The sequence below is a fragment of the Psychrobacter sp. 78a-MNA-CIBAN-0178 genome (assembly GCF_040309625.1).
GTDB lineage: Bacteria > Pseudomonadota > Gammaproteobacteria > Pseudomonadales > Moraxellaceae > Psychrobacter > Psychrobacter okhotskensis.
Window position 1 is genome coordinate 37,770 of the sequence record NZ_JBEOOZ010000015.1, and the last position, 21,616, is coordinate 59,385.

20 protein-coding genes are annotated in these 21,616 nt (G+C 43.6%); 9 read left to right on the forward strand and 11 right to left on the reverse strand.

Translation table 11 applies throughout. The features are described 5' to 3' along the window. Nucleotides 1-25 precede the first annotated feature (25 nt). Nucleotides 26-1,684 carry an alkaline phosphatase D family protein gene (locus AAEY80_RS09565; protein ID WP_173240144.1) on the reverse strand — a complete coding sequence of 553 codons (1,659 nt, stop codon included), beginning with the start codon at nucleotides 1,682-1,684 and terminating at the stop codon, nucleotides 26-28. Nucleotides 1,685-1,908: 224 nt separating this feature from the next. Beyond that, nucleotides 1,909-2,298 carry a hypothetical protein gene (locus AAEY80_RS09570; RefSeq protein WP_025652103.1) on the reverse strand — a complete coding sequence of 130 codons (390 nt, stop codon included), beginning with the start codon at nucleotides 2,296-2,298 and terminating at the stop codon, nucleotides 1,909-1,911. Between the two features lie 334 nt (nucleotides 2,299-2,632). Here AAEY80_RS09570 and AAEY80_RS09575 point away from each other — a divergent pair, with 334 nt between their 5' ends. Beyond that, nucleotides 2,633-3,637, forward strand: a complete 1,005-nt coding sequence (locus AAEY80_RS09575) for a hypothetical protein (protein WP_350588245.1) — start codon at nucleotides 2,633-2,635, stop codon at nucleotides 3,635-3,637. A 130-nt stretch (nucleotides 3,638-3,767) separates the two neighbouring features. On the opposite strand, the gene AAEY80_RS09580 is transcribed toward AAEY80_RS09575, so the two are convergent. Then, entirely contained in the window at nucleotides 3,768-4,283 is a 516-nt protein-coding gene (locus AAEY80_RS09580) for a hypothetical protein (protein ID WP_025650961.1), read from the reverse strand. A gap of 320 nt (nucleotides 4,284-4,603) precedes the next feature. Here AAEY80_RS09580 and recJ point away from each other — a divergent pair, with 320 nt between their 5' ends. Next, nucleotides 4,604-6,427, forward strand: coding sequence for a single-stranded-DNA-specific exonuclease RecJ (gene recJ / locus AAEY80_RS09585; RefSeq protein WP_025650962.1), 1,824 nt, complete (start codon nucleotides 4,604-4,606; stop codon nucleotides 6,425-6,427). Between the two features lie 255 nt (nucleotides 6,428-6,682). On the opposite strand, the gene AAEY80_RS09590 is transcribed toward recJ, so the two are convergent. The 6 genes from AAEY80_RS09590 to AAEY80_RS09615 all read right to left on the reverse strand — a co-directional run bounded on the left by AAEY80_RS09590 (nucleotide 6,683) and on the right by AAEY80_RS09615 (nucleotide 12,508). Continuing rightward, nucleotides 6,683-7,348, reverse strand: a complete 666-nt coding sequence (locus AAEY80_RS09590; protein ID WP_025650963.1) for a trimeric intracellular cation channel family protein — start codon at nucleotides 7,346-7,348, stop codon at nucleotides 6,683-6,685. Between the two features lie 368 nt (nucleotides 7,349-7,716). Next, nucleotides 7,717-8,352: a trimeric intracellular cation channel family protein gene (locus tag AAEY80_RS09595; protein ID WP_025650964.1), complete on the reverse strand. Its 636-nt coding sequence runs from the start codon at nucleotides 8,350-8,352 to the stop codon at nucleotides 7,717-7,719. A 15-nt stretch (nucleotides 8,353-8,367) separates the two neighbouring features. Beyond that, nucleotides 8,368-9,552 (reverse strand): multidrug resistance efflux transporter family protein, encoded by a 1,185-nt coding sequence (locus AAEY80_RS09600; protein WP_350588246.1) that lies wholly within the window; start codon nucleotides 9,550-9,552, stop codon nucleotides 8,368-8,370. A 70-nt stretch (nucleotides 9,553-9,622) separates the two neighbouring features. After that, the gene (gene queE, locus AAEY80_RS09605) at nucleotides 9,623-10,354 is read right to left on the reverse strand and encodes a 7-carboxy-7-deazaguanine synthase QueE (RefSeq protein ID WP_025650966.1); all 732 of its coding nucleotides are present in this window, start codon (nucleotides 10,352-10,354) and stop codon (nucleotides 9,623-9,625) included. A gap of 229 nt (nucleotides 10,355-10,583) precedes the next feature. Then, on the reverse strand, nucleotides 10,584-11,405 hold the full coding sequence (dapD, locus tag AAEY80_RS09610) for a 2,3,4,5-tetrahydropyridine-2,6-dicarboxylate N-succinyltransferase (protein WP_025650967.1): 822 nt from the start codon (nucleotides 11,403-11,405) through the stop codon (nucleotides 10,584-10,586). Between the two features lie 161 nt (nucleotides 11,406-11,566). Continuing rightward, the gene (locus tag AAEY80_RS09615; protein WP_173240148.1) at nucleotides 11,567-12,508 is read right to left on the reverse strand and encodes an alpha/beta fold hydrolase; all 942 of its coding nucleotides are present in this window, start codon (nucleotides 12,506-12,508) and stop codon (nucleotides 11,567-11,569) included. A gap of 352 nt (nucleotides 12,509-12,860) precedes the next feature. On the opposite strand from AAEY80_RS09615, the gene AAEY80_RS09620 reads away from it, so the two are divergent. From AAEY80_RS09620 to AAEY80_RS09640, 5 genes are all read left to right on the forward strand, one after another. Then, a complete protein-coding gene (locus tag AAEY80_RS09620; protein WP_350588247.1) occupies nucleotides 12,861-14,054 on the forward strand; it encodes an FAD-dependent oxidoreductase in 1,194 nt (397 codons plus the stop codon). Nucleotides 14,055-14,378: 324 nt separating this feature from the next. After that, complete coding sequence (gene arsS, locus AAEY80_RS09625; protein WP_201566623.1) at nucleotides 14,379-15,377, forward strand: arsenosugar biosynthesis radical SAM (seleno)protein ArsS; 999 nt, start codon at nucleotides 14,379-14,381, stop codon at nucleotides 15,375-15,377. A 12-nt stretch (nucleotides 15,378-15,389) separates the two neighbouring features. Beyond that, nucleotides 15,390-16,235 (forward strand): DUF547 domain-containing protein, encoded by an 846-nt coding sequence (locus tag AAEY80_RS09630; RefSeq protein WP_201566621.1) that lies wholly within the window; start codon nucleotides 15,390-15,392, stop codon nucleotides 16,233-16,235. Between the two features lie 34 nt (nucleotides 16,236-16,269). Continuing rightward, nucleotides 16,270-16,989 carry a TIGR04283 family arsenosugar biosynthesis glycosyltransferase gene (locus AAEY80_RS09635; protein WP_025650972.1) on the forward strand — a complete coding sequence of 240 codons (720 nt, stop codon included), beginning with the start codon at nucleotides 16,270-16,272 and terminating at the stop codon, nucleotides 16,987-16,989. 15 nt (nucleotides 16,990-17,004) lie between these two features. Further along, the gene (locus tag AAEY80_RS09640; RefSeq protein WP_201616873.1) at nucleotides 17,005-17,643 is read left to right on the forward strand and encodes a TIGR04282 family arsenosugar biosynthesis glycosyltransferase; all 639 of its coding nucleotides are present in this window, start codon (nucleotides 17,005-17,007) and stop codon (nucleotides 17,641-17,643) included. A gap of 114 nt (nucleotides 17,644-17,757) precedes the next feature. Here the strand turns inward: AAEY80_RS09640 and mtnP are convergent, their stop codons facing one another. Together mtnP and AAEY80_RS09650 are read right to left on the reverse strand one after the other, a co-directional pair. Next, nucleotides 17,758-18,651 carry an S-methyl-5'-thioadenosine phosphorylase gene (mtnP, locus tag AAEY80_RS09645; protein ID WP_350588248.1) on the reverse strand — a complete coding sequence of 298 codons (894 nt, stop codon included), beginning with the start codon at nucleotides 18,649-18,651 and terminating at the stop codon, nucleotides 17,758-17,760. Nucleotides 18,652-18,734: 83 nt separating this feature from the next. Further along, entirely contained in the window at nucleotides 18,735-19,208 is a 474-nt protein-coding gene (locus AAEY80_RS09650; protein WP_101211505.1) for a GFA family protein, read from the reverse strand. A gap of 823 nt (nucleotides 19,209-20,031) precedes the next feature. On the opposite strand from AAEY80_RS09650, the gene AAEY80_RS09655 reads away from it, so the two are divergent. Both AAEY80_RS09655 and AAEY80_RS09660 read left to right on the forward strand, forming a co-directional pair. Then, nucleotides 20,032-21,051, forward strand: a complete 1,020-nt coding sequence (locus AAEY80_RS09655; protein WP_350588249.1) for a TAXI family TRAP transporter solute-binding subunit — start codon at nucleotides 20,032-20,034, stop codon at nucleotides 21,049-21,051. A 6-nt stretch (nucleotides 21,052-21,057) separates the two neighbouring features. After that, nucleotides 21,058-21,615 (forward strand): DUF1850 domain-containing protein, encoded by a 558-nt coding sequence (locus AAEY80_RS09660; RefSeq protein WP_025650976.1) that lies wholly within the window; start codon nucleotides 21,058-21,060, stop codon nucleotides 21,613-21,615. Nucleotide 21,616: the final 1 nt, after the last annotated feature.

Below are 21,616 nucleotides of genomic sequence, written 5' to 3' on the forward strand. Positions count from 1 at the left end.
AAATATCTGTAGTACTTAACGATACTTATATTTTCACTCCGACGGCTTTATTTGCAGCAGCTAAAGCCGCGACATTGGCGATAGGACGAGATTGACTGCCCTCAACCAAATGATTGGTCTTCGTCTGGGTATACAGCCCTTTGGCAAAGCGCGTACCGTCATCACGCTCAGTCAGCGTGTCGGTATAGTACCATTCACACTGACAAGCCTCTTCAGTGATATCGAGTAGCATATAGCCACGATCGGTCTGATTGTTGAACTTCTGATGTGGATTTAGCTCAATGCCTGCTGTCTCAGGGAAAGGTAACGAGGTCAGCGCCGGACAGACGAACTCTACCGCTATTGAGCCCTCGCCTGTCGTTGGATTATAACGGCTTGCATCAAACGGATCTTTGCATATATCAAAGGCAAAAGAGGCGTGATAATCGCCAGTTAATACGACGGTATTGTCGATACGATTGTCTTCGATAAAGTCGAGCAAGCGAGTACGTGCGCTCGCATAGCCATTCCAGATATCGCCAGAGTTGGTCGCAAAAGTGCCTCTAAAGGGCGCTAGAATGACTTGTTGTCCCAGTATCTGCCATGTCGCTTTGCGGCGTTTGCCTTCTTTCATATTTAGATAGAGCCAGTTTTCTTGCTCAAGTCCCAACAGTTGACGTTCAGGCTCATTGCTGGCTTTCGCATCGAGCTTTTCTCGACCAAATATACGCGTGTCTAGCATATTTAGATCAAACAACTTACCAAACTCAAAGCGTCGATAAATCCTCAGCTGGCTATCCAGTTCATTGCTGCTATCGTCACGAATGGGCATCCACTCGTGATAGGCGCGAACCGCTGACATTTTACGTTCTATATAGCTGCCTTTGCTTTCAGTATGGAATCCAGCACCACCTTTCCATGAGTTGTCTGCAATCTCATGATCGTCCCAAACGGCGATAAAGGGGTGTTGACGGTGGCATTCTTGCAAGTCAATATCAGTACGATAGCAGGCATAGCGACGACGATAATCTTCTAAGCTAATAATTTCGTTTTTGGGCTCTATCGGACGCTCTTCGATCAGTGACTGGTCACGATAAAAGCCCTCTGGATACTCGTAAATATAATCACCCAAATGCAGGACAGCTGATATATCTGCTTGCTTAGCGATATCTGCATAGCCATTAAAGTAGCCAAAGCCATAATTGGAGCAGGATACCACTGCCAAGCGCACGCGGTCTATTGCGCTCGCAGGCAAGTCTGGCTGTGGAATAGTGCGTGTGCGACCAGTAGGAGAGAGGTAGCCTAAGGCTTCAAAAATATAATAGTAGGTGGTGTCGGATTTTAGGGACTTGGCATCGACTTTGACGGTAAAATCAGACTCTGAAGTAGCCAACGCTCGGCCTTGAGTGACGATGTTTTTTAGCTCAGGATCGGTAGCCACCGTATAGCTGACAGGAATACTGGTAGCATTGATGCTACCGTCATTGGTGATGCGCGTCCAGAGTATTACTCTATCTTGTAAAGGGTCACCGCTGGCGATGCCATGTACAAAGGGTGATGCGCCTTGATAGCCCAAGTCGTCTACCTTATCCAAGGTATTCGAATTGGTGGAGTCATCGTCTGATGAGCAAGCACTTAGCTGGGTCAACAAAGTACCCGCCACCGTTACTTGACTACCTAGTTTTATAAACGCACGTCTTTTCATCTATCATCCTTGATATCTGTTAAAAGTAATGACCATTTAAAGTCAGCTTAAAATAACTAGGATAACAGCAATTCAGCTAAAAGTACTGCTAATAGTCGACTGATTTTGACAATTTATCCGATTTATATAAGGCTGGCTATATTTTAATAATCTATATAGATAAGCTGAGTTAAGCAATCGATAACCCAGCTTATGTTAGCTCCAAAAATACAAAGCGTTTTAATTTATTTGGTGAAATTTGCATAACAGGTTTGTAGAGATTTGGCGACGACTCTGGTCACCAACTGTGTGCGGTATTGGGTGTCTATCGCTGCATTACCCAATTCAACAAGGGTCACTTGCTGCGGTGCTTGCTCACTGACACAGCCACAGACATTGCTTTTTATCGCTTCTTCTTGTGTTTCAGTCATGGCTACACTGGCAATGCGCCAGGCACTTTGTTTTTCGATCTGACTACGGCACTGATTATCAACTGCTGCTTTAAATACGTTCATACCGATATTATTTGCTGTACCAATCGCATTACCGGTATTGGTATTCATGCCGTCAGTCGCCGTGCAACCCGCTAGAGCGAAGGTAGCAAGCATAGCCGTTGAAATTAAGATTTTTTTCATGGGTTAGTCCTTTAAGGTCTTGATTGATTTTAAAGTGTCTGTTTGATAAAACTGACATTGGTAGCAAGGGATAATCGCTAGGCGAAACGTGTTTTGTCCAAGCAGGTCGTATATTATCAGCAAAACTTATCAATGACACCATCAACCATTATCTTAAACCTCACCTTACCTCTGACTTGCGTGGTTTTTATAAATATTCACCAATTCTTTAAAATAATAAATGGTTTAAATAGCTAATCTGGATAGGTTTTATTTTTAAATAACCGTTCATTACTATATCTTGTCCTGAAGTTTTGGGTATGATTGACAATAATTGGCTGCTACGGGTAATCCTATGTTATTACGCCTATCTGTATTATATATGCTCTCTATAAGTGCGGTCTCGTTTACTCATGCCGCTGATGTGGTATTGCCGGATTCATTGATTGTGGACTTAGTAGAGCAGCATTGCTCGTCCCCACAACCAAATCCTGAGGTAAATAAGGCAACTAAGGCAAGTCTTGACCTTGAGTATGATTGCTCCGATAAGTATGACGATGCTGATGGCACTGAGCAAAGTATGGATTATAGTCTGCGTTTATTGCCTTTGATGACGCAAGATTTTAATCGTGATGGAATTAAGGACATCGTATTAGAGATTGAATCTTCTGGGCCTTTGGGTGGCAGTGTGACGACCAATAGTGCGGTGCATTATCTGCTCTTAGATAAGAGTAATCGCGTTATTAACGAACATGAAGTGCTACTGTACGCGCCGTTTAGTGAACATATCGTCGAGTACGAGGTGAAGGGCAATCGCATACATTATGCAGCTGTGCCTAACTATCGCTCACATCCTGAGGCTTATGACAATGGTGAGCTGATAGAGCCAACGATAAGTTTCGATATTAATTGGATAAAAGGCGTTCCAATAAGCACGTATTATCGGGACAACTGCCAATTGTCAGAAGAAACGGATAAGCGGATATTTGCCAATGCACCTAGTGTGAAGCGCATTGCTACCATTGATATTCATGACTATACACAGCTGGTCGAAGAAAAACTGCATATAAATAATATGCAAGTGTCCGCCGAACTGGGTGGCTGCGATACCAAAAGTGTGTGCTTTAGCATTCAGCCGAGTGCAGGACACAACTTGCCAGTTTTAGCAGATATTTTGCAAACCTTGATTCCAGTGACGTCTCAGCATAAGCCACTTAGAGAATTATTAAAAATGGATCAACAATCGCAAATTGTATTTGGCGAGGTAATGAGCTTGTCAGACAATTGGTCGGGGCAGGTACATATCGAGCGCGGTTTTGAGAATGCCAGTGTGATAATCAACATAGCGGAACAAGATTAGGGATATCGTCGTTTAAAGTGAAAAAATACCGAATGCATTTATAACAGTATCAACAAATACAAAAAACCCGCTAAGGCAATAAGTCTTAGCGGGTTTATTTTATAAAGCTATTTTCTATTGTTTAATAGCGTTAGACATTCTTACCGTGTTGCTTTTGCTGAATGTCTTTTGCAAGCTTGTAGCACTCATTGATATGGTCATTGGCGATTTTTTTGAAAATCATATAGCCCATGGTGGCTGCAACCATTTGACCACCCAGCGGGATGAACTTCGTCACTTGCTTGGCAGCGATACGACCACCGAAACCTTGTACCGTCTTTTTGACGATACCGCGTGTCGCCATTAAGCCTGCAAAATCGACAGTACGATCTTTCAGCGCGCCCCAGTGAATCGCGCGCGACTCTAGATCAACTGCTGATTGACGGCCTTCAATCAAACCAAAGCGTTCACTGATTTCTGGCAATAGCTGAGTAAGCATGCCTGCATCCACAGCGACATCAAAGAAGGGTACAGGAACGATGGCGACACCAGCAGAATATTTGGCACGTTTTTTGACCAGCTTTTGGCAGTCTTTCTTTACTTTTTCCAAGTCTAAGCTAGGATCGATGGTATTTGGTAGTTTTTCAGCCAGTGGTGTGGTTTTCATAACGCATCCTCATAAATAGTTAAAATAAAAAAATCAGATTAAAAGTCTCAATAGATAACAAGTCTCTCAGTTGGTTACTATTTTATGGATTTATAAGCGGCATACAATCATTGCTTTGTAGCAAAATGCAGAAAAATACGGTCACTATGCACCGTTTTTGTAAATGCGCAGTTATGTGCGCTAGACAGGTAAGCATGGATAACTTGGTTTATGCAGGCAGTAGAGTATGATTTATTGCAATGTAATGCAATAAAAAATGATAAACCAAGCCGCTAAATTTTATCATTGTGACCCTCTGCCAAAGCCAGTAGAATAGCACCATGCTAAATTTAACCCCCCGTTATACCAGCACTCGCACTGACGAGCTGCCCACCGCGTTGCAACCACTTGCCGCCCAATCATTAACGCTCGCTCGCTTGTATGCCGCTCGCGGTATTACCCAGCCTGATGAGCTTGAGACTGGGCTTTCTGGTCTTCTGCCCGCTGAGATGTTGCACGGTGTCACTGAGGCGGTGCGGCTATTAGATGTCGCTATTGATAGGGGTCAGCGTATCCTAATCGTTGGTGATTTTGATTGTGATGGCGCGACCAGTACCGCGCTGATGATGCGTGCACTCACGAAAATGGGTGCAGTCGTCGATTTTTTAGTACCTGATCGCTTTAAGTACGGCTATGGTTTGACGCCAGAAATTGTCGAATTAGGCATTAAGACGTATCAGCCAGAGTTGATCGTCACAGTAGATAATGGTATCTCAAGTCATGAAGGCGTGGCGCGTGCGCAGGCCGACGGCATCACTGTCATCATTACGGATCATCATCTGACGACCAAAGAGACACCACCTGCAGAAGCGGTGGTCAATCCCAATCAACTCGATTGCAGTTTTACTAGTAAAGCGCTCGTAGGGGTCGGTGTGGCTTTTTATGTGCTCGGACGTTTAGCCAAGCTGCGCCGTGAAGCCAATAAATCTACCGTGCAAGTCAGCCAATATTTGGATTTGGTGGCGCTCGGAACGATTGCGGACGTTGGAGTGCTTGATAAGAACAATCGCATCTTGGTGCATCATGGACTGACGGCTATCCGCCAAGGGCGCTGCTGTCTGGGTATCTTGGCATTGCTTGAGCAAGCGGGCCGTGATCCCAAAAAAATGCAGGCGCAAGATTTTGGTTTTGTGTTAGGACCTCGTATCAATGCTGCCGGACGTATGGACAATATGCGCATTGGTATCGAGTGTTTATTGACCGAAGACTGGAGTACGGCGCAGCGCTTGGCGCAAGAGCTTGAGCAGCTAAACCGTACCCGTCGTCACGTAGAAGGCGAGATGCGCGCGCAAGCAGATAATATTGTGCAAGCATTAGCTACTGTTGCAAATGAAAACGATGAGAATACTGCTACTGACGAGAGCGATGAAATCCTTATTCAGTCTAAAACTGATAAAGAGACTGTGAATAATCAAACCCGCAGCATTGTTTTATATCAAGATGACTGGCATCAAGGCGTTATCGGTATCGTCGCTGGACGTTTGAAAGAAAGTCATTATTTGCCCAGTATCGTTTTTGCACCAGCAGATACAGAGCGTACAGGTGACGACGATGCCATTAAAGGTTCGGCGCGGTCTATCGCTGGCGTGCATATTCGTGATGCGATTGAGCAAGTTGCTGAACGCTATCCTGATCTAATCAGCCATTTCGGTGGTCATGCGATGGCTGCTGGGCTAACCTTGAAGCGTCGCAACTTTGACGCCTTCGTGACGGCTTTCGATGCTGTTATGGCAGAGATGGAGGATGAGGTTTTTGCCGAGCAAAAATTCACCGATGGCCCCTTGCAAGCAGGCGACTTTAGCTTATGGTTTGCTGAGCATTTGGCCAATGCCAGTATTTGGGGTCATGGCTTTGCACCGCCGATATTTGATGGGGTGTTCGAAGTATTGAGCTTTAAGATACTAAAGGACAAGCACCTCAAATTATCACTGCGTTATCCTGATGTGCAGTATCCGATTGAAGCGATTTATTTTAACTTCGATAGCGAGGTATGGGATTATCGTGCCGAAAAAGTGCACGTATTGTTTCAGCTAGACATCAACGAGTGGAACGGCAAACAAAGCTTACAGCTGATGGTAAGGGATTTAGCTGTGGTCAGTGAATAAGCATATTGCTTTATTATAAGACCACGAACAGACAATAATAAGGCGTCAACTGAGTTTAAAGTTGACGCTTTTTTAATATTTGCATTCTAGGGCGTGTCTTCATTTCAGAAATGGCGATAAAAATGAGATAAATTGCCGTCAAACAAGAAAAATAGCGTAGATAATATCGGGATATTAACAAGCTATTCGACGATATTTGGCCATTTTTAGCCCATTTAGATGACTATCGAATGAATTGAAGACACACCCTAGGGTTTAGTATTTCCATTCAAGAGCAGGAAATTGCCAATCGTAGCGAATGGCGAGCATTCTTATCGTAAAAATCGTCATCATGGCAGAGATGTCAGCAACCCAATCAGTCACGCCTAGGTTGTGCAGGGCAAAGTAGAGAATGCCGCCCGTCAAAGCCGCCGTGATATAAATCTCTTGCTGCAATACCAGCGGAATCTCGTTGCAGATCATATCGCGGATGATACCGCCGACAATAATCGTAATCACCCCAAGTAATAATGCCACGGGTACATTGGTGCCCATGCTATCAGCAACCTTGATACCAATTAGGGTAAAGGCAGACAGACCGATGGTATCGGAGAGCTTGAGGAACTTATCAACGCGCCTTGAGTTGGGATGAAAAAATATTTGCGTTGCTAATGAGCAGAAGGTAATGACGGTCAGATAGCTCATATCTACCATCCAAAACAGCGGATGACGATCCAAAATCACATCACGGACGGTGCCGCCGCCGATAGCAGTGACGATCGACACCAATAAACAGCCAAAGACGTCGAACTTTTTATGTTTTGCCAGTATCGTCCCTGAAATACTACAGGCCACAATGCCAATCATGTCAAACAAGTAGAGCAAAGAACGCGGGTCGAACGTCGTGATCAGTTCCGTAGGATCCAATGCGATAGTCAACATGAGCGAGTCTCAGTAAGTTTTTATGATAATTATATAATCATTGTAAATCAGGGTCTGTTGAACATTCAAATATTAGGACTGCTGATTGCTAAAATCGTCCCAAACCTTTTATCAAATCAGGCGTAAACCGACGATAATGTCGAGACCTTAGCTAGGTTTACAACAACGTTTGGGGTGATTTTAGTATCAGCCTTTCAGGGCAGGGCTATTTTTTGCCAATACATGGCGAAATTATCTAACCTAGAATGACTAGGCGTCAAAAATTTCACTGCGTATTGTCTAAAAAATAGCCACTGCCAGTGCCACATTTGAATGTTCAACAGACCCCAATACAACAGCGCTTACTTTTTAAACCCTATAAACTGGTCTTATTTAACCAAGCGAATAGAAGGAAGATGCCAATCAAAGCGCAGCGCTAACATCCGTACGGCAAAGATAACGCCCAGCATCACAAATTCATTCAATCCAGCATCCATGCCCAAACTGTCAAGCAGCAGATAAGTGACCGAGCCTGCGATACTGGCAGAGATATAAATCTCGCGCTGCAGCACCAACGGTATCTCATTACAAATAATATCACGCAGCATACCACCAATAATGGCTGTCCAAACGCCCATCATAATGGCAATCACTGGTGACATATCTTGGGTCAATGCTATCTTAAAACCGATGACACTAAAGGCTGCTAGCCCAATAGCATCAAAGAGTTTGAGGGCGTTATCAATCTTATGATAGAGATGAAAAAAGATCTGCAGGATAAGGGAGGTGATAGTGATGACAATCACATAGTTGAGATCTGACATCCAAAATAGCGGATGACGATCTAGCGCCATATCACGTAGCGTACCACCGCCAATGGCATTGACCATTGAAACTAAGATGCAGCCAGCAATATCAAAGCCTTTATGCTGAGCGAGCAAAGTACCGGCGATAGCACAAGCAATCACGCCAACCATATCGAGCAAATACAGCAGAATATCAGGAAAAATAAAATTATTCATCATAGCGTTATTTTGGTCTCATCCATCTTTGGCAAATAGTACCAATCCCAACATAATCAATCCAATACCTATCAACCCCAGTGCCGAAGGTATCTCGTTATTGAGTAATAATATACCGCCAATCAAGGCAAATATCACCTCGCTGGCTTGGGTAGAATCAACGCCCGCCACTTCACTGGAGGTGACGGCTTGTTCGCGCGCATATAAAAAAATACTGGTTGCTGCTACCCCTGCTAACAGAGCCACGAGCAAAGTATTGAACAGCTGTGTGCTTTCGGGTAACTCAGGACGCACTATAATGCCTAAAACCAGCCAAAATGGCAAACTACCTAGAGTCATTAGCCATACTTTATTAAAGGCATTTTGCAGCAGCACCGTTTCGATAGCGGGGATACGAGCAATCAAGGTTTGTAAGGGTGAGTGCGTTTCAGCCGCCGTTTTGGCTTTTAGCTTTTCAGGGTCAATATCAGTGTCGGTTTTGATACTAGAACTATCAGCATCCGCTGAGTGAGTGCTATCGACAGGTAAAGCGTAGGCTTCTGTGACGAGTGGTTGGTTGTGAGTGTCAATAGTACTTTGCAGAAGGCTGTTTTCTCTGACCTTGCGCTGCGCAGCGGTATGCTTGCGAGCGTTGTGAGACACCTGCCAGACCAACTGATTGCCGATTGGATAGCTAAAAGCGGCTATCAGTGCAGGCAGCGCACCATACAGTAGCATCTCTGCCATTGGGGTGGCATTTATACCTCCGAGCGCAGCAGCGCGCAGACCTTCGCTGACATTGACCAGTATCACTCCGATGAATACCAGCATGGCGTAAAAAATGAATTTTTTGTCAAAGCGTTGCCCAAATGCCAGTAGGACGAGGAGGCTAGTCACCACGGTAAACATAAATGTCGCCGCCACCACCCAACCGGCGACATGATCACCGGCATAACAGATGCCCGTGTAAAAGATACCAAAACCAATACTGCCAGTGATACACCAAAAGCGCCAATGCTGACGAAAGATAATCGCCAATTCTTTGATACGACTAAAACCATGCTGCATAACGATAATAGCGGTGATAATCAGCCACATAAAGACATAGCGGAGACTGGCTGACCAAAACCAGTGACCACCTGCATCACTCATCAGCTCGTTTAAAATAAAAGTGGAACTAAAGAACGCACCCGCCAACAAGCCGAGTAAAATGAGTTTGACCATCCCTGAATCCTTACCGTCGGCTATATGTCAGTTCGTTTAGCGGTTTTTACCTGCTTTTTTATGCGCTTTTCTATTTGCCTTTGGCATCTGCCCAGATGATTTTGTGCAGTTGTAATTGAAAGCGCACGGGCAGGGCATCGGCCAATATCCATTCAGCCAACTCGCGCGCCAATACTGGCACATCGGGGCTGGCCTCTTCGTCAATATCGTCTGCGACATTAAACATCGGAGAAAACCAAACGGTGCTGACCAATTCATTTAGCTTATGCTCGATCAACATGGCTTTTGCCCACTCATAATCGGCATGGTTCATGATGACGAACTTAAGCTGATCATGCTGAGTCAGATAGTCCAGATTTGACCATAGGTTTTTATCGACTTCGCCTGAGCTTGGCGTTTTGAGATCCATCACTTTACTGACTGCTGGCGGTACGTTTTCTACCGTGAGCGCGCCTGCGGTTTCAAGCGAGATTTCATAATCATCACTCAGTAAGCGCTTCATCAGTTCAATGGCATTCGGCTGTGCTAATGGTTCGCCACCCGTCAGACAAATACGCTTGCAAGGATAGCTTTTGATGGTCTCTATAATGGCTTCTAGCGACTGACGTTCGCCGCCCGTAAAGGCATATTCGGTATCACAATAAACACAGCGCAGCGGGCAGCCGGTCAAGCGTACGAATATCGTCGGCAAGCCTGAGGTCAGTGCTTCACCTTGCAAAGAATAAAAGATTTCTGTCAAACGTAGACCCGCTTCAGGATCAGTGACAGGAATGGCGGCGGTGCGTAATAGTGATTCACTCATAATATGTCAAATACAGTTAAAGATTGATAATGAGATTAAGCATTTATCAATCGTAATAAAAAGGCAGGTTCTGGTATGGGAGTTTTGCGTTTGGATAAAGCCAAACCAAAAAAATGGATTATAACGCAACAGCCTATATTAAGCTGCAAAAAAGATGCTGGAGGATGACTCCAGCATCTTTATGTAAAACAATGATTGTACGTGCTAAATGATTATACACTGTACATATTTAGGCTAAACGTAATAACTCATTTACTGATGTTTTAGCACGGGTTTGTGCATCGACTTTTTTGACGATGATAGCAGCATATAAGCTGTGTGTGCCATCTTCTGATGGTAGGCTACCTGGTACGACAACTGAGCCTGCTGGTACACGGCCACGATGAATCTCGCCCGTTTCGCGATCATAAATACGCGTTGACTGACCGATAAATACACCCATCGAGATGACTGAGCCTTCTTCAACGATAACGCCTTCAACGATTTCAGAACGCGCACCGATAAAGCAGTTGTCCTCAATAATCGTTGGATTGGCTTGTAATGGCTCTAATACACCGCCGATACCAACACCACCTGACAGATGCACGTTTTTGCCGATTTGAGCACATGAACCTACGGTCGCCCACGTATCTACCATCGCGCCTTGATCGACATACGCGCCAATATTAACATACGACGGCATCAATACCGCACCGGCTGCGATGTATGAGCCTTTACGGGCCACGGCTGGTGGCACTACGCGTACGCCAGCTTCTTTGAACTGTGCTTCGGTCCAGTTGGCAAACTTAGTTGGCACCTTGTCATAAAACTGTATGTGCTCACCAGCGGCTTGCACGTAATTATCGTTTAAGCGGAACGATAGTAAGACGGCTTTTTTTGCCCACTGATTGACGACCCACTCGCCATCCTTTTTTTCTGCAACTCGCAGTGTACCGTTATCTAACTGCTCAAGCACTTGCTCGATAGCATCACGCACATCTTGTGGCATAGTAGATGGGCTGTATTCGTTGCGGTTTTCAAAGGCTTGTTCGATGGTTTGTTGTAATGACATGGATAAAAATTCCTAAGATGAATGAAAAGTAAATAAATCTTATAGTTAAAGATAGCGTCAAAAATCGACTAAAAATATTGCCTGCCACATTGTCGCTAATTTGACGACTTTTAGCAAATAAGTTGGGCGCAAAGGTCTGTATTGATAATAAGTAATGCCATTTAGAACGATGAGCTATTGCGTTCTATCCATTCTAAGATATCGTGATACACCACCTTGTTCGCCTGCTCGTGAAGGGGCTCATGGCGCATGTTTGGGTAGAGCTTTACTTCCACATTATTGAAGTTTTGTTTCTTTAGGCGACTGACAATGTTGCGAATGCCGCTGCCCATATCACCGATGGGATCACTTTTGCCACTGACAAAGAACAGGGGAAAGTCTTTTGCAATCGTCGCAGCCCAGCCTTTATGGAGACCTGTTGTCATCAAGGTGAATAGCGTCATAAAACCATTGTTAGTAAAGTCAAAACCGGTGAGTGGATCGGCTTCATAAGCGGCGATATTGGCGGGATTTTCACTGATCCACGCAAACTGCGAGTCAGAAATACGGTTATCAAGTTTGCTATTCAGTACTTTGTTCATTACTTTAGCAAATACAGTATTTGGTTTTTTTGGTGCCGCTTTGGCCAATAGTTTATTAATAGGTAATAGTACTTTGGTCAATGGGTTGGCGTCTGCAGTGCCCATTAAGATGGCCCCAGCAAAGTCTTGTGCGTGATGTTTGAGTACATTACGGACGATAAACGAGCCCATAGAGTGACCCATAACAAAGTGCGGCACATGAGGATGACGCGATTTTAGGCTATCAGCCATAACGATGACGTCTTGTAATAAAGACTGCACTGGATGCTCACTGCCAAAAAATCCCAAATCAGCCTTTGTTTTTACCGTTTGACCATGACCGAGCTGATCGTAGGTTGCTACTGCAATACCATTATCAGCCAAAAACTGAGCAAAGTCCGCATAGCGACCGCTGTGTTCTGACATGCCGTGGACGATTAGTAAAGTGGCCTTAATTTTTTTATCACTATCACGCGGCTCAAAAAATGTATGATTCAGATAGTGGGTATTGTCAGAAGAGGTGATCTGGTCAGAGGTACTCATAAGCGTAGAATCCTTGCATGGTTAGAGAATGAAAACAGACTGTTTCTAAATTTTTTAAGCATTGAGCGATGGGTGCTAAATGCATGGTCAATATGACTTATTTACAAATTAAGCAGCCAGTCAGGTTTTATAATTGGGATGAATGATTGCTACCATCAATTTAATCATAAAGCCTTATCAGGTCAATATTATTTACTGCGGCGTCGTTATCGTACAATAGTCTTGCTTTAAATGCTTTTAACTTATGTTTTAATTTCGATAGCGTTTTTATCTTTCCTAAGTTTCCAGCGTTGGTACACCCTAGTAAACCAGTCAAAACTATTTAAAAGTATCAAAAACATTGAGCGATAAAATGCCCATAAAAAATATACCTATAAAAATAATGCCCTTAAAAAAGTTGCTCTTGGTAGGTGCTGGTCATGCGCATATTGGTCTGTTGCGTCGACTCCGTGGGACGCCTCTAATAAATGCGGATATCACATTAATCAGCGAGCAACCGCAGTCGATCTATTCAGGTATGTTGCCTGGCTGGATGGCGGGGCACTATATACTAGATGATATCCGTATAGATATTGCGGCACAATGCAAGCAGGCTGGCGTGCATTTCATTCAGCAGCCAATCGTAAAGATAGACGCCAAATCACAGCGAGTCATGACCGCTGACGACTATGATCATAGCTATGAGGTAGTGTCGTTAAACACTGGCGCGGATACGGATATGCACTGGTTAAATAATGCTGACACTAATAATGCTGACACTAATAATGCTGACACTAATAGTGCTGACACTAATAGTGTCATTGCGATTCGTCCGTTACATAGCTTTGTGAATCAGTGGTCGCAAGTGCTTGCTACCGCTCAGCGCTCAGCACATTATCAATTGGCTATTATCGGGGCTGGCGCAGCGGCAATCGAGCTGGTTATGGCTGCCCAAGTCGCCTTGCAGCATATTCACCCGAATCATCAAGTGTTTTTAATCTGCGGTGATGTGCTATTGGCTGGTTTTAATCAAAAGTTTAGACATCGTGTTATCAAGCAGCTTAATCGTCTGAGTATTGAAGTTATCTACGAGCGCGCCATCGCCTATCAGAATGGGACATTGATTACTGAGAGAGCGTCATTGCAGCAATCCTTTTTAATGGATGCGGTTATCGCTGCCACTGGCGTGACTGGTGCAGCGTGGACAGCCAGTACGGATATTGCCACAGTTGACAACGGCTTTATCGCAGTAAATGCGCTGCAGCAAAGTGTCTCTCATAATAATGTATTCGCCGTCGGTGATGTGGCAACGCGCGTGGATAAAGATGTCGCGCACTCAGGGGTTCATGCCGTACATGGCGGTGCAGTCGCAGCAGATAATTTATTAACTTTTATGGTAGATCAAAATAAACCCTTACAAAGCTATCAGCCCAAAAATCGCACTTTGTATTTATTATCTTGTGGCGATAAGTATGCCATTGCCAGTTGGGGCAGTGTGAGTTTGCAAGGTCGCTGGGTTTGGTATCTTAAACGCTATATTGATAAGCGTTTCGTCAATGCAAATTAAGCTATAGTCAAATCCATATAAATCCGCCACACCGTTATCCTCGCTAAGCGTGCTCATGTATCGCTTACACCCAGCTTCCTTGTATCGTAATAATTTGAATTCAACTATGACTGGCACTAATACTGCGAGCTATTCTCTCAACATATTTTCGATAGCTTATAAAGATTGAATATATTTATTGAATACACAATGATTAAAAATGCTAGTGACATAATAGGGTATCATTGATTAGATAAACTTGATCTTAACTGCAAATCGATTAGAAGAATAGTAAACAGACCCTAAGCAGTTGAGTAAATATCACAACACGGATTCTATAATTTTATGAAATCTACCATTGAACTACTCGAATTTACTGACTTTCCAGCCATCAAACGTCGTGAGTTAACTACGCTACAAGTGAACATGGGCTATTTGTGCAATATGTCCTGCGTACATTGCCACGTGGCAGCCAGTCCTTATCGTACGGAGATGATGTCGCGTGAGCTGGTCGAGCTGATACTGGACGTACTAAAAGTACAAGATATGGATACGCTTGATTTAACCGGTGGCGCGCCTGAGATGCATGAAGACTTTAAGTATCTGGTTACCGCCGCGCGCGCTTTGGGTGTCAAAGTGATTGATCGCTGTAATTTAACAATTCTGATGGCAGAAGGCTATGAGGATATGGCGCAGTTTTTGGCAGACAATGAAGTCGACGTGGTGGCATCAATGCCTTGTTATTCATTAGAAAACGTCGATAAGCAGCGCGGCAAGGGTGCGTTTGACGACAGTATATTGGGACTGCATAAGCTCAATGCCTTAGGTTATGGCAAAGCTGGCTCAAACTTAACGCTGAACCTCGTTTATAACCCGCAAGGCGCCACGCTACCGCCCAATCAGCAACAGCTAGAGGCGGACTATAAACGTGAGCTAAAAGAACATTTCGATATCGAATTTCATCAGTTATTTGCTTTGACCAATATGCCGATTCAGCGCTTTGGTGCGGTGCTATTGGCCAAAAACCAATTCCATCCCTATATGGACTTGCTTAAGGCCAATTACGTGGCTGGCAATTTAGCCGAAGTCATGTGCCGCTCGACGATCAGTGTCAATTGGCTGGGAGAGTTATTTGATTGTGACTTTAACCAGCAGTTAGAGATTCCAGTACCCAACAAGTCCCGTCGGCATCTGAGCGATTTATTAACGCAAAATCCTACTGGCGATGATATTGCGATTGCAGATCACTGCTATGGCTGTACAGCAGGACAGGGAAGTAGCTGCGGTGGCGCGCTGGAAGAAGAGACAGCAGGGCAGACAATAGCAAAAACATCCTCGATCTAAACGGAGTTAATTATGAACATCTTTAATAACATAAGTAAGAGTACAGGTAGTTTTTCAAGCAAGCGTTTACTGATTAAGACAGCAGTAGCTACTTCTGTGCTATTGGCTAGTATGGCAAGTTATGCTGATTTTAATCATAGTACTTGGGATAGCTTGCTGAGTAAAAATGTCACTATGACCAATGGTGGTAAAGCCTCGGTCGTTAATTATAACGGTATGAAAGCGGATCAAAGCAAGCTTGATAGCTACATGGCAGCAACTAGCAAAGTCAGTCAATCAGAGTTCAATGGTTGGAGCAAAGATGAGCAGTTGGCATTTTTGATTAACGTCTACAATGCTGGCACGGTAGAGTTGATACTGACTAAGTATCCGAATCTCAAATCGATCAAAGATATCGGTGGGATATTTGGCTCGCCATGGAAACAAGATTTTGTCACGCTATTAGGCAAAAAGCGTTCACTTGATGACATCGAGCACAATCTAATCCGTGGCTCTAAACGCTATAATGAACCGCGCATTCACTTTGCGGTGAATTGTGCTAGCATCGGCTGTCCTGCGCTATTAAATGATGCTTTTACCGGTAGCAAACTGGATAAGCAATTAGAGCAAGTCACAAGTAAATTCCTCGCAGATAGTAGTCGTAACCGTCTTAAAGGCGGCACGCTTGAGGTTTCTCCCATTTTTAAATGGTATAAAGAAGACTTTGAGTCGAATTGGCGCGGTACCAAAGATTTGGAAGGATTCTTAGCTCGTTATAGCTCATCTTTAGGGCTTAATAAATCGCAAAGCGCTGATTTAAAAAGTGGCAAAACTAAGATCGACTATACTAGCTATAATTGGAATCTGAATAAGAAATAATACTGATAAAACATAACAGCGAGCACTGCCAATTATGACCGCTATAGCTACGGTTTCTATTATTATTCCAGTAATAAATGAGGCGAATAATTTGCCTCATTTGTTTGCCAATATTAACAGTCTAAAGCCAATGCCACAGCAAGTTATCTTGGTCGATGGGGGCTCAAACGATGATTCTATTGGCATCGTTCGAAGTTTTATTAATGAGTTAGTGCTTGGCAGTGAGTGTAAAATTGATTGGCAAGTTATTACGTCCAAAGCAGGGCGTGCGCGGCAAATGAATGCGGGTGCAGCATTAGCCACTGGCGATGTTTTGCTATTTTTACATGCCGATACGCGGTTGCCAATTGACGCTATCGATAGTATTTCTAGGGCGATGACACTAGCAAACTGGGGACGTTTTGATGTGCAGCTAAATAGTCGTCAGCCGATGCTTTGGGTGGTCAGTGCCATGATTAATTGGCGCTCACGTTTAACTCATATCGCTACAGGCGACCAAGCTATTTTTATCAGTCAATCTTTATTTGCGCAAATGGGCGGCTATCCTAATCAAGCGTTGATGGAAGATGTTGAATTATGCAAGCAACTAAAAGGTATTGCTAAACCTGCTTGTCTGAAAAATAAAGTCATCACATCAGCAAGACGTTGGCAGCAGTATGGCACATGGCGGACGATTGTCTTAATGTGGCAGTTACGTTTTGATTATTGGCGTGGCGTGTCGGCTGATAACATTAACGCGCGTTATTATAAATAATAGAAAAATTTCAATATGACTCAAAATCAAAAAACCTGCATTATTATTTTTGCAAAATTCCCTGCACAGGGCATGGCAAAGACCCGTTTGCAACCTGCGCTTGGCATTGATGGTGCAGCGAGAATGGCACGGCAATTACTTTTACATAGTATCGAGCAAGCTGTGGCTACGGGCTTTAGCATTGAGCTGTGTGTCAGCCCTGCGCCAAGCGATCCATGCTGGCAAACGCTTGGTTTGCCTGACTCGCTGCGATGGTCAGAGCAAGCAGATGGTGATTTGGGTTTGCGTATGTTCACGGCGAGTCAACAAGCATTAGCGCGTTTTAAGCAAGTGATTTTGATAGGCACAGATTGTCCTAGCCTTAGTTCTATCATCATTCAACGGGCTGCACAGCGATTAGACACTCAGGATAGCGTGATGATACCAGCCTTTGATGGCGGTTATGTGCTGTTTGGCTTTAAACAAGTTGCTGCTCGTTTATTTAATGATATCCAATGGAGCACGCCGAGCGTAGCAAAGATTACTCAACAGCGCTTGGCAGAATTAAACTGGTCATTGGCCTTTTTAGACTCTTTGCCTGATATTGATGAGCCTGAAGATTTGCAGTATTTGCCTAAAGGCTGGCTTGATGGTGACGAAATTGCTAATTTTTGACTTATTTTTCCTTCTCTTGCTTAAACCAAAAAAGCCATCAAACAGTTTGATGGCTTTTTTATGCGAATAGAATTAATACTACTTTTTATATTATTTTTGATATTACCTTTAATTTTACTCGGGCAACAGCGCTGCAAGTTTAGTTTTAATCTCAATACTCATCGCTTCAATAGGTGTCACTAACGCTTGAGCAAGCGCATGATGAGCAATTGATTTAGGTTGTTCAACGGCTAACAAAGCAACCGCTTCTTTAATGACTGATTGAGCATTATCGGCATTTTTCATGAGGTTTTGAATCGCATAATCGGCGCTGACGTCTTCTTTAGTAGGATGCCAGCTATCAAAATCTGTGACCAAAGCTAAAGTTGCGTAAGCGATGCTAGCTTCCCGCGCCAGCTTGGCTTCTGGCATATTCGTCATGCCGATGATGTCAGCGTTCATTTGGCGATACCAGTGTGACTCTGCACGAGTCGAGAATTGCGGGCCTTCGATACACACATAAGTCGCTTGTGCATGACATTGCCCTTCATTGATATTCGCTTGAGTGTAAGCGCGATTCAGAATATCAGCGACTTTCGGGCATAAAGGATCCGCCATCGAGACATGCGCAACTGCACCTTTACCAAAAAATGTGCTGGCACGATGTTTAGTCATGTCGATCATTTGATCAGGGACGACCATGTCTAACGGTTTAAGCTCTTCTTGCAATGAACCCACCGCTGATACTGAAATGATATAGCGCACGCCTAGAGTTTTTAGCGCATAAATATTGGCGCGATAAGGTACTTTAGAAGGTGTAAATTTATGCCCTTGACCATGACGGGTCAAAAAAGCAACGGTCACACCATTCAATTCCCCTAAGATAATATCATCGGACGGCTTGCCATAAGGTGTTGAGATGCTGACGCTACGCTGGTTAGTCAAGTCTGCCATTTGATACAGACCGCTACCGCCAATGATAGCGATGTCAGCAGAGTGTTTTACAGTGTCTTCTTCTTTTAAAGTCATAGGACGTTTCCAGATGTTTGACAATAGGTATTTAACTAAAAAAACTTAATAAGGAAGATAACTAGTCTTTTGAACGGATACTGCTAGCGCTTAGTGACTCTCTTATACATTCCTTGAGCCAGCTCCTTAACCGCCATTGTCTGACTTTGCACAACACCGTTATATTTAGGCAGATTGTCGTCCACATCTTTAACACGGCGATTGTAAAACAGATGCATCGTCGGTTCAGGTAGAGCGGCTGCATTAGGATAGTTATCGGTAGGAATGAAGACCAGAGCACCGCCCACAGCCATCTCTATACTGGGCTTATGACAGCGCTTACACAGTCCACGGCTGATATTCGGTGGCATTTTCCAACGACGAAAACGCGTTTTATTGATGTCCATTTCGCTGAGATCTGACTTAAACAAAACCGTGACATCGTTATAAGCCTTACCCGTATAGTCCTGACAGATAGTGCAGTGACAAATAAAGCGAGCTATCGGAGTATGGTTAATCGTATAAGTGTTGCTATAACAAGAGCAAGAGCCTTCTTGCGGCGTAAATTCGGTGCTCATCGGTCAATCCTTTTTTTATAAGAGAGATCATTATTTTCGATTCTAAACTATGGTTTCAAAATATAGCACGATAGTCAGTTCTATATAACTTGGAGACTATTAAGACGAGTGAAAGTACTCGCAATAGTAGATTAATCGAGCCTGACAGCGTATATAACTTATATGGTATTGACCATATCCTAGCTTGCTAGTGTAGCCGCTTTCGATAAGGGTAGTATTATTATTCGTTGATTTTCAGTTATTTAGAATGTTTTTCTAAGGTACAGTTAATCCTAAGAGACTATCTATTACAGACACAAAATAAATGCAGAAATATAGTTTAAAGCGTGTCTTCATTTCAAAAATGGTAGTAAAAATGAGATAAATTGCCGTCAAACAAGCAAAATAATGCAGACAATATCGGGATACTAACTAGCTATTTGACGATGTTTGGCAAGATTTAGCCATTTTTAACCCATTTAGATGACTATCGAGTGAACTGAAGACACGCCCTATTCATTCTTGGTAAGCATTTTTTGACTCCGTAATAAATAGCCTTGATGCTATTAAGACGATGATAAAGGTTTACACTGTGCTTAATTTTTGTTTAAATAGCTTGAATAATGAAACTTTGTTTCGCATAGCAGAACTTTACTAAACAAATATCAATACTCCGAATCGCTATTTTTAACTCAAGTTGCTTTATCTACAAGGTTTTGAGACATAAAAGGCTTTGGTTTATTTATGGTGGGAATTGCTATACTATTACAGGTCTGTAACGCATTAATATTTATATAGTAATGCCGTTAGAGGTATTAAATCGATTATTTCAAGGATGAATGCAATGTTCAACTCTCTAAAATCTCCGTTATTTTTATCAGCGATGCTAAGCGCCACTTTAGGCCTAACCGCATGCTCATCACCAAGTTCAGAAAATACTGACAGTACGGCAACAGATAGCGTTGCTACTGACACTGCCGCCGACAAGCTGGATACCAAGTTTCTTACCATCGCTACTGGCGGAGCATCTGGCCCTTACAACATCATTGGTACTTCATTATCAGAAGTCTATGTCAAAACCTTTGGCGTAAACTCAAAGACGCAAACCACCGGCGCTTCAGTCGAAAACGTCAATCTATTGACCCAAGGTAAAGTCGACATGGTATTGGCGCTCAGTGATGTGGTCACCGACGCGGTCGAAGGCAAAAACAACTTTGATAAGCCAATTACCAACATCCAACAAATTGCGGTCTTGTACCCTAATGTGGTGCAAATCGTCACCACCAAAAAATCTGGCATCAAAAATATTGAAGACTTACGTGGTAAGCGTATCGCTGTGGGCGATCAAGGCTCTGGCACAGAAGTCAATGCTCGAACGTTATTAGAAGGTTTCGGTATCACGTACGATGATATCACTGTCGATTATTTGGGTTTTTCTGAAGCGGCGGATGGCATGAAAGCGGGTAAAATTGAAGCAGCTTTCTTTAGTAGTGGTCTACCGAACTCTTCATTGATGGAGCTAGAGCAGGGCTTGGACTTACAGTTAATCACCATCAATCAAGACAAGCTAAAAGAAATCATTGCAAGTAAGCCTTACTTTAAAACCTTTGAGATTCCTGCTGGCACTTATGGCAATGACGCCGCGATTCCAACCGCAGCGATTATGAATGCTCTATTGGTAAGCTCTGAGTTGTCTGAAGCAGATGGTTACAAGTTGACCAAAGCGTTATTTGATAATTTAGACGGCCTAAAAACAGCACACCAAGCGGCCAATGATATTAGCTTAGAGACGGCTCGTGAAGGCATGGTTGCACCTATCCATCCTGGCGCCAAAAAATACTATGATGAACAAGCCGCTAAATAAGCAGTTATGGTTACTAAAAATAAGACATTATGGTTAATAGCTGGCGCAGTGCTCATTGCTGCGCTGGTTTTTTTTATGCTGTGGCATCTCTTTGTCCGTCAGCCTGTGGTGGAAGTTCGCGTCGCAGGTGTTGACGGTGCTAATGACAAGGTTTGCTATTTCGTCGAGCCTGACTTTCAATTGCGCTGGATACATTCTGTAGAAAAACAATGGTGGGAAGAACAGTATCAGCGTATAGACGGCAGCAGTACAGAAGACGCTGAACTGCTGCTGACCACCACTTATTTTGAAGCTTTTGGCGCAGGTACACCCTCTACTGAGGCGCTTGCTCCCATACAAAAACCTGGCTATCTGGGTTATCAAATCAATGAGAAACTGCCCAAGCTTAATTGGGTGGTCTCACGGCTTACCAAAGGTGAGATTGACTATGGTAACTATCGGATACGCATTCACCGCTGGGTGCCAGACTATTCTGAAGTAACGATCATGCCGACAGCGTATGGTTTCATTGATAGATTTAACAAGGACTTGTGTCATGAACTCCCAAGTGACGGATCACGATAAT

What these genes read in the sequence shown, in the direction of transcription:
- AAEY80_RS09590 (WP_025650963.1), bottom strand. Translation starts at nt 7,348, where the DNA reads ATGTTGACTATCGCATTGGATCCTACGGAACTGATCACGACGTTCGAC.
- AAEY80_RS09600 (WP_350588246.1), bottom strand. Translation starts at nt 9,552, where the DNA reads ATGGTCAAACTCATTTTACTCGGCTTGTTGGCGGGTGCGTTCTTTAGT.
- AAEY80_RS09640 (WP_201616873.1), top strand. Translation starts at nt 17,005, where the DNA reads ATGACTCAAAATCAAAAAACCTGCATTATTATTTTTGCAAAATTCCCT.
- AAEY80_RS09650 (WP_101211505.1), bottom strand. Translation starts at nt 19,208, where the DNA reads ATGAGCACCGAATTTACGCCGCAAGAAGGCTCTTGCTCTTGTTATAGC.
- AAEY80_RS09615 (WP_173240148.1), bottom strand. Translation starts at nt 12,508, where the DNA reads ATGAGTACCTCTGACCAGATCACCTCTTCTGACAATACCCACTATCTG.
- AAEY80_RS09595 (WP_025650964.1), bottom strand. Translation starts at nt 8,352, where the DNA reads ATGATGAATAATTTTATTTTTCCTGATATTCTGCTGTATTTGCTCGAT.
- AAEY80_RS09635 (WP_025650972.1), top strand. Translation starts at nt 16,270, where the DNA reads ATGACCGCTATAGCTACGGTTTCTATTATTATTCCAGTAATAAATGAG.
- AAEY80_RS09620 (WP_350588247.1), top strand. Translation starts at nt 12,861, where the DNA reads ATGCCCATAAAAAATATACCTATAAAAATAATGCCCTTAAAAAAGTTG.
- AAEY80_RS09655 (WP_350588249.1), top strand. Translation starts at nt 20,032, where the DNA reads ATGTTCAACTCTCTAAAATCTCCGTTATTTTTATCAGCGATGCTAAGC.
- AAEY80_RS09580 (WP_025650961.1), bottom strand. Translation starts at nt 4,283, where the DNA reads ATGAAAACCACACCACTGGCTGAAAAACTACCAAATACCATCGATCCT.
- AAEY80_RS09660 (WP_025650976.1), top strand. Translation starts at nt 21,058, where the DNA reads ATGGTTACTAAAAATAAGACATTATGGTTAATAGCTGGCGCAGTGCTC.
- queE (WP_025650966.1), bottom strand. Translation starts at nt 10,354, where the DNA reads ATGAGTGAATCACTATTACGCACCGCCGCCATTCCTGTCACTGATCCT.
- AAEY80_RS09630 (WP_201566621.1), top strand. Translation starts at nt 15,390, where the DNA reads ATGAACATCTTTAATAACATAAGTAAGAGTACAGGTAGTTTTTCAAGC.
- mtnP (WP_350588248.1), bottom strand. Translation starts at nt 18,651, where the DNA reads ATGACTTTAAAAGAAGAAGACACTGTAAAACACTCTGCTGACATCGCT.
- AAEY80_RS09575 (WP_350588245.1), top strand. Translation starts at nt 2,633, where the DNA reads ATGTTATTACGCCTATCTGTATTATATATGCTCTCTATAAGTGCGGTC.
- AAEY80_RS09570 (WP_025652103.1), bottom strand. Translation starts at nt 2,298, where the DNA reads ATGAAAAAAATCTTAATTTCAACGGCTATGCTTGCTACCTTCGCTCTA.
- recJ (WP_025650962.1), top strand. Translation starts at nt 4,604, where the DNA reads ATGCTAAATTTAACCCCCCGTTATACCAGCACTCGCACTGACGAGCTG.
- arsS (WP_201566623.1), top strand. Translation starts at nt 14,379, where the DNA reads ATGAAATCTACCATTGAACTACTCGAATTTACTGACTTTCCAGCCATC.
- dapD (WP_025650967.1), bottom strand. Translation starts at nt 11,405, where the DNA reads ATGTCATTACAACAAACCATCGAACAAGCCTTTGAAAACCGCAACGAA.
- AAEY80_RS09565 (WP_173240144.1), bottom strand. Translation starts at nt 1,684, where the DNA reads ATGAAAAGACGTGCGTTTATAAAACTAGGTAGTCAAGTAACGGTGGCG.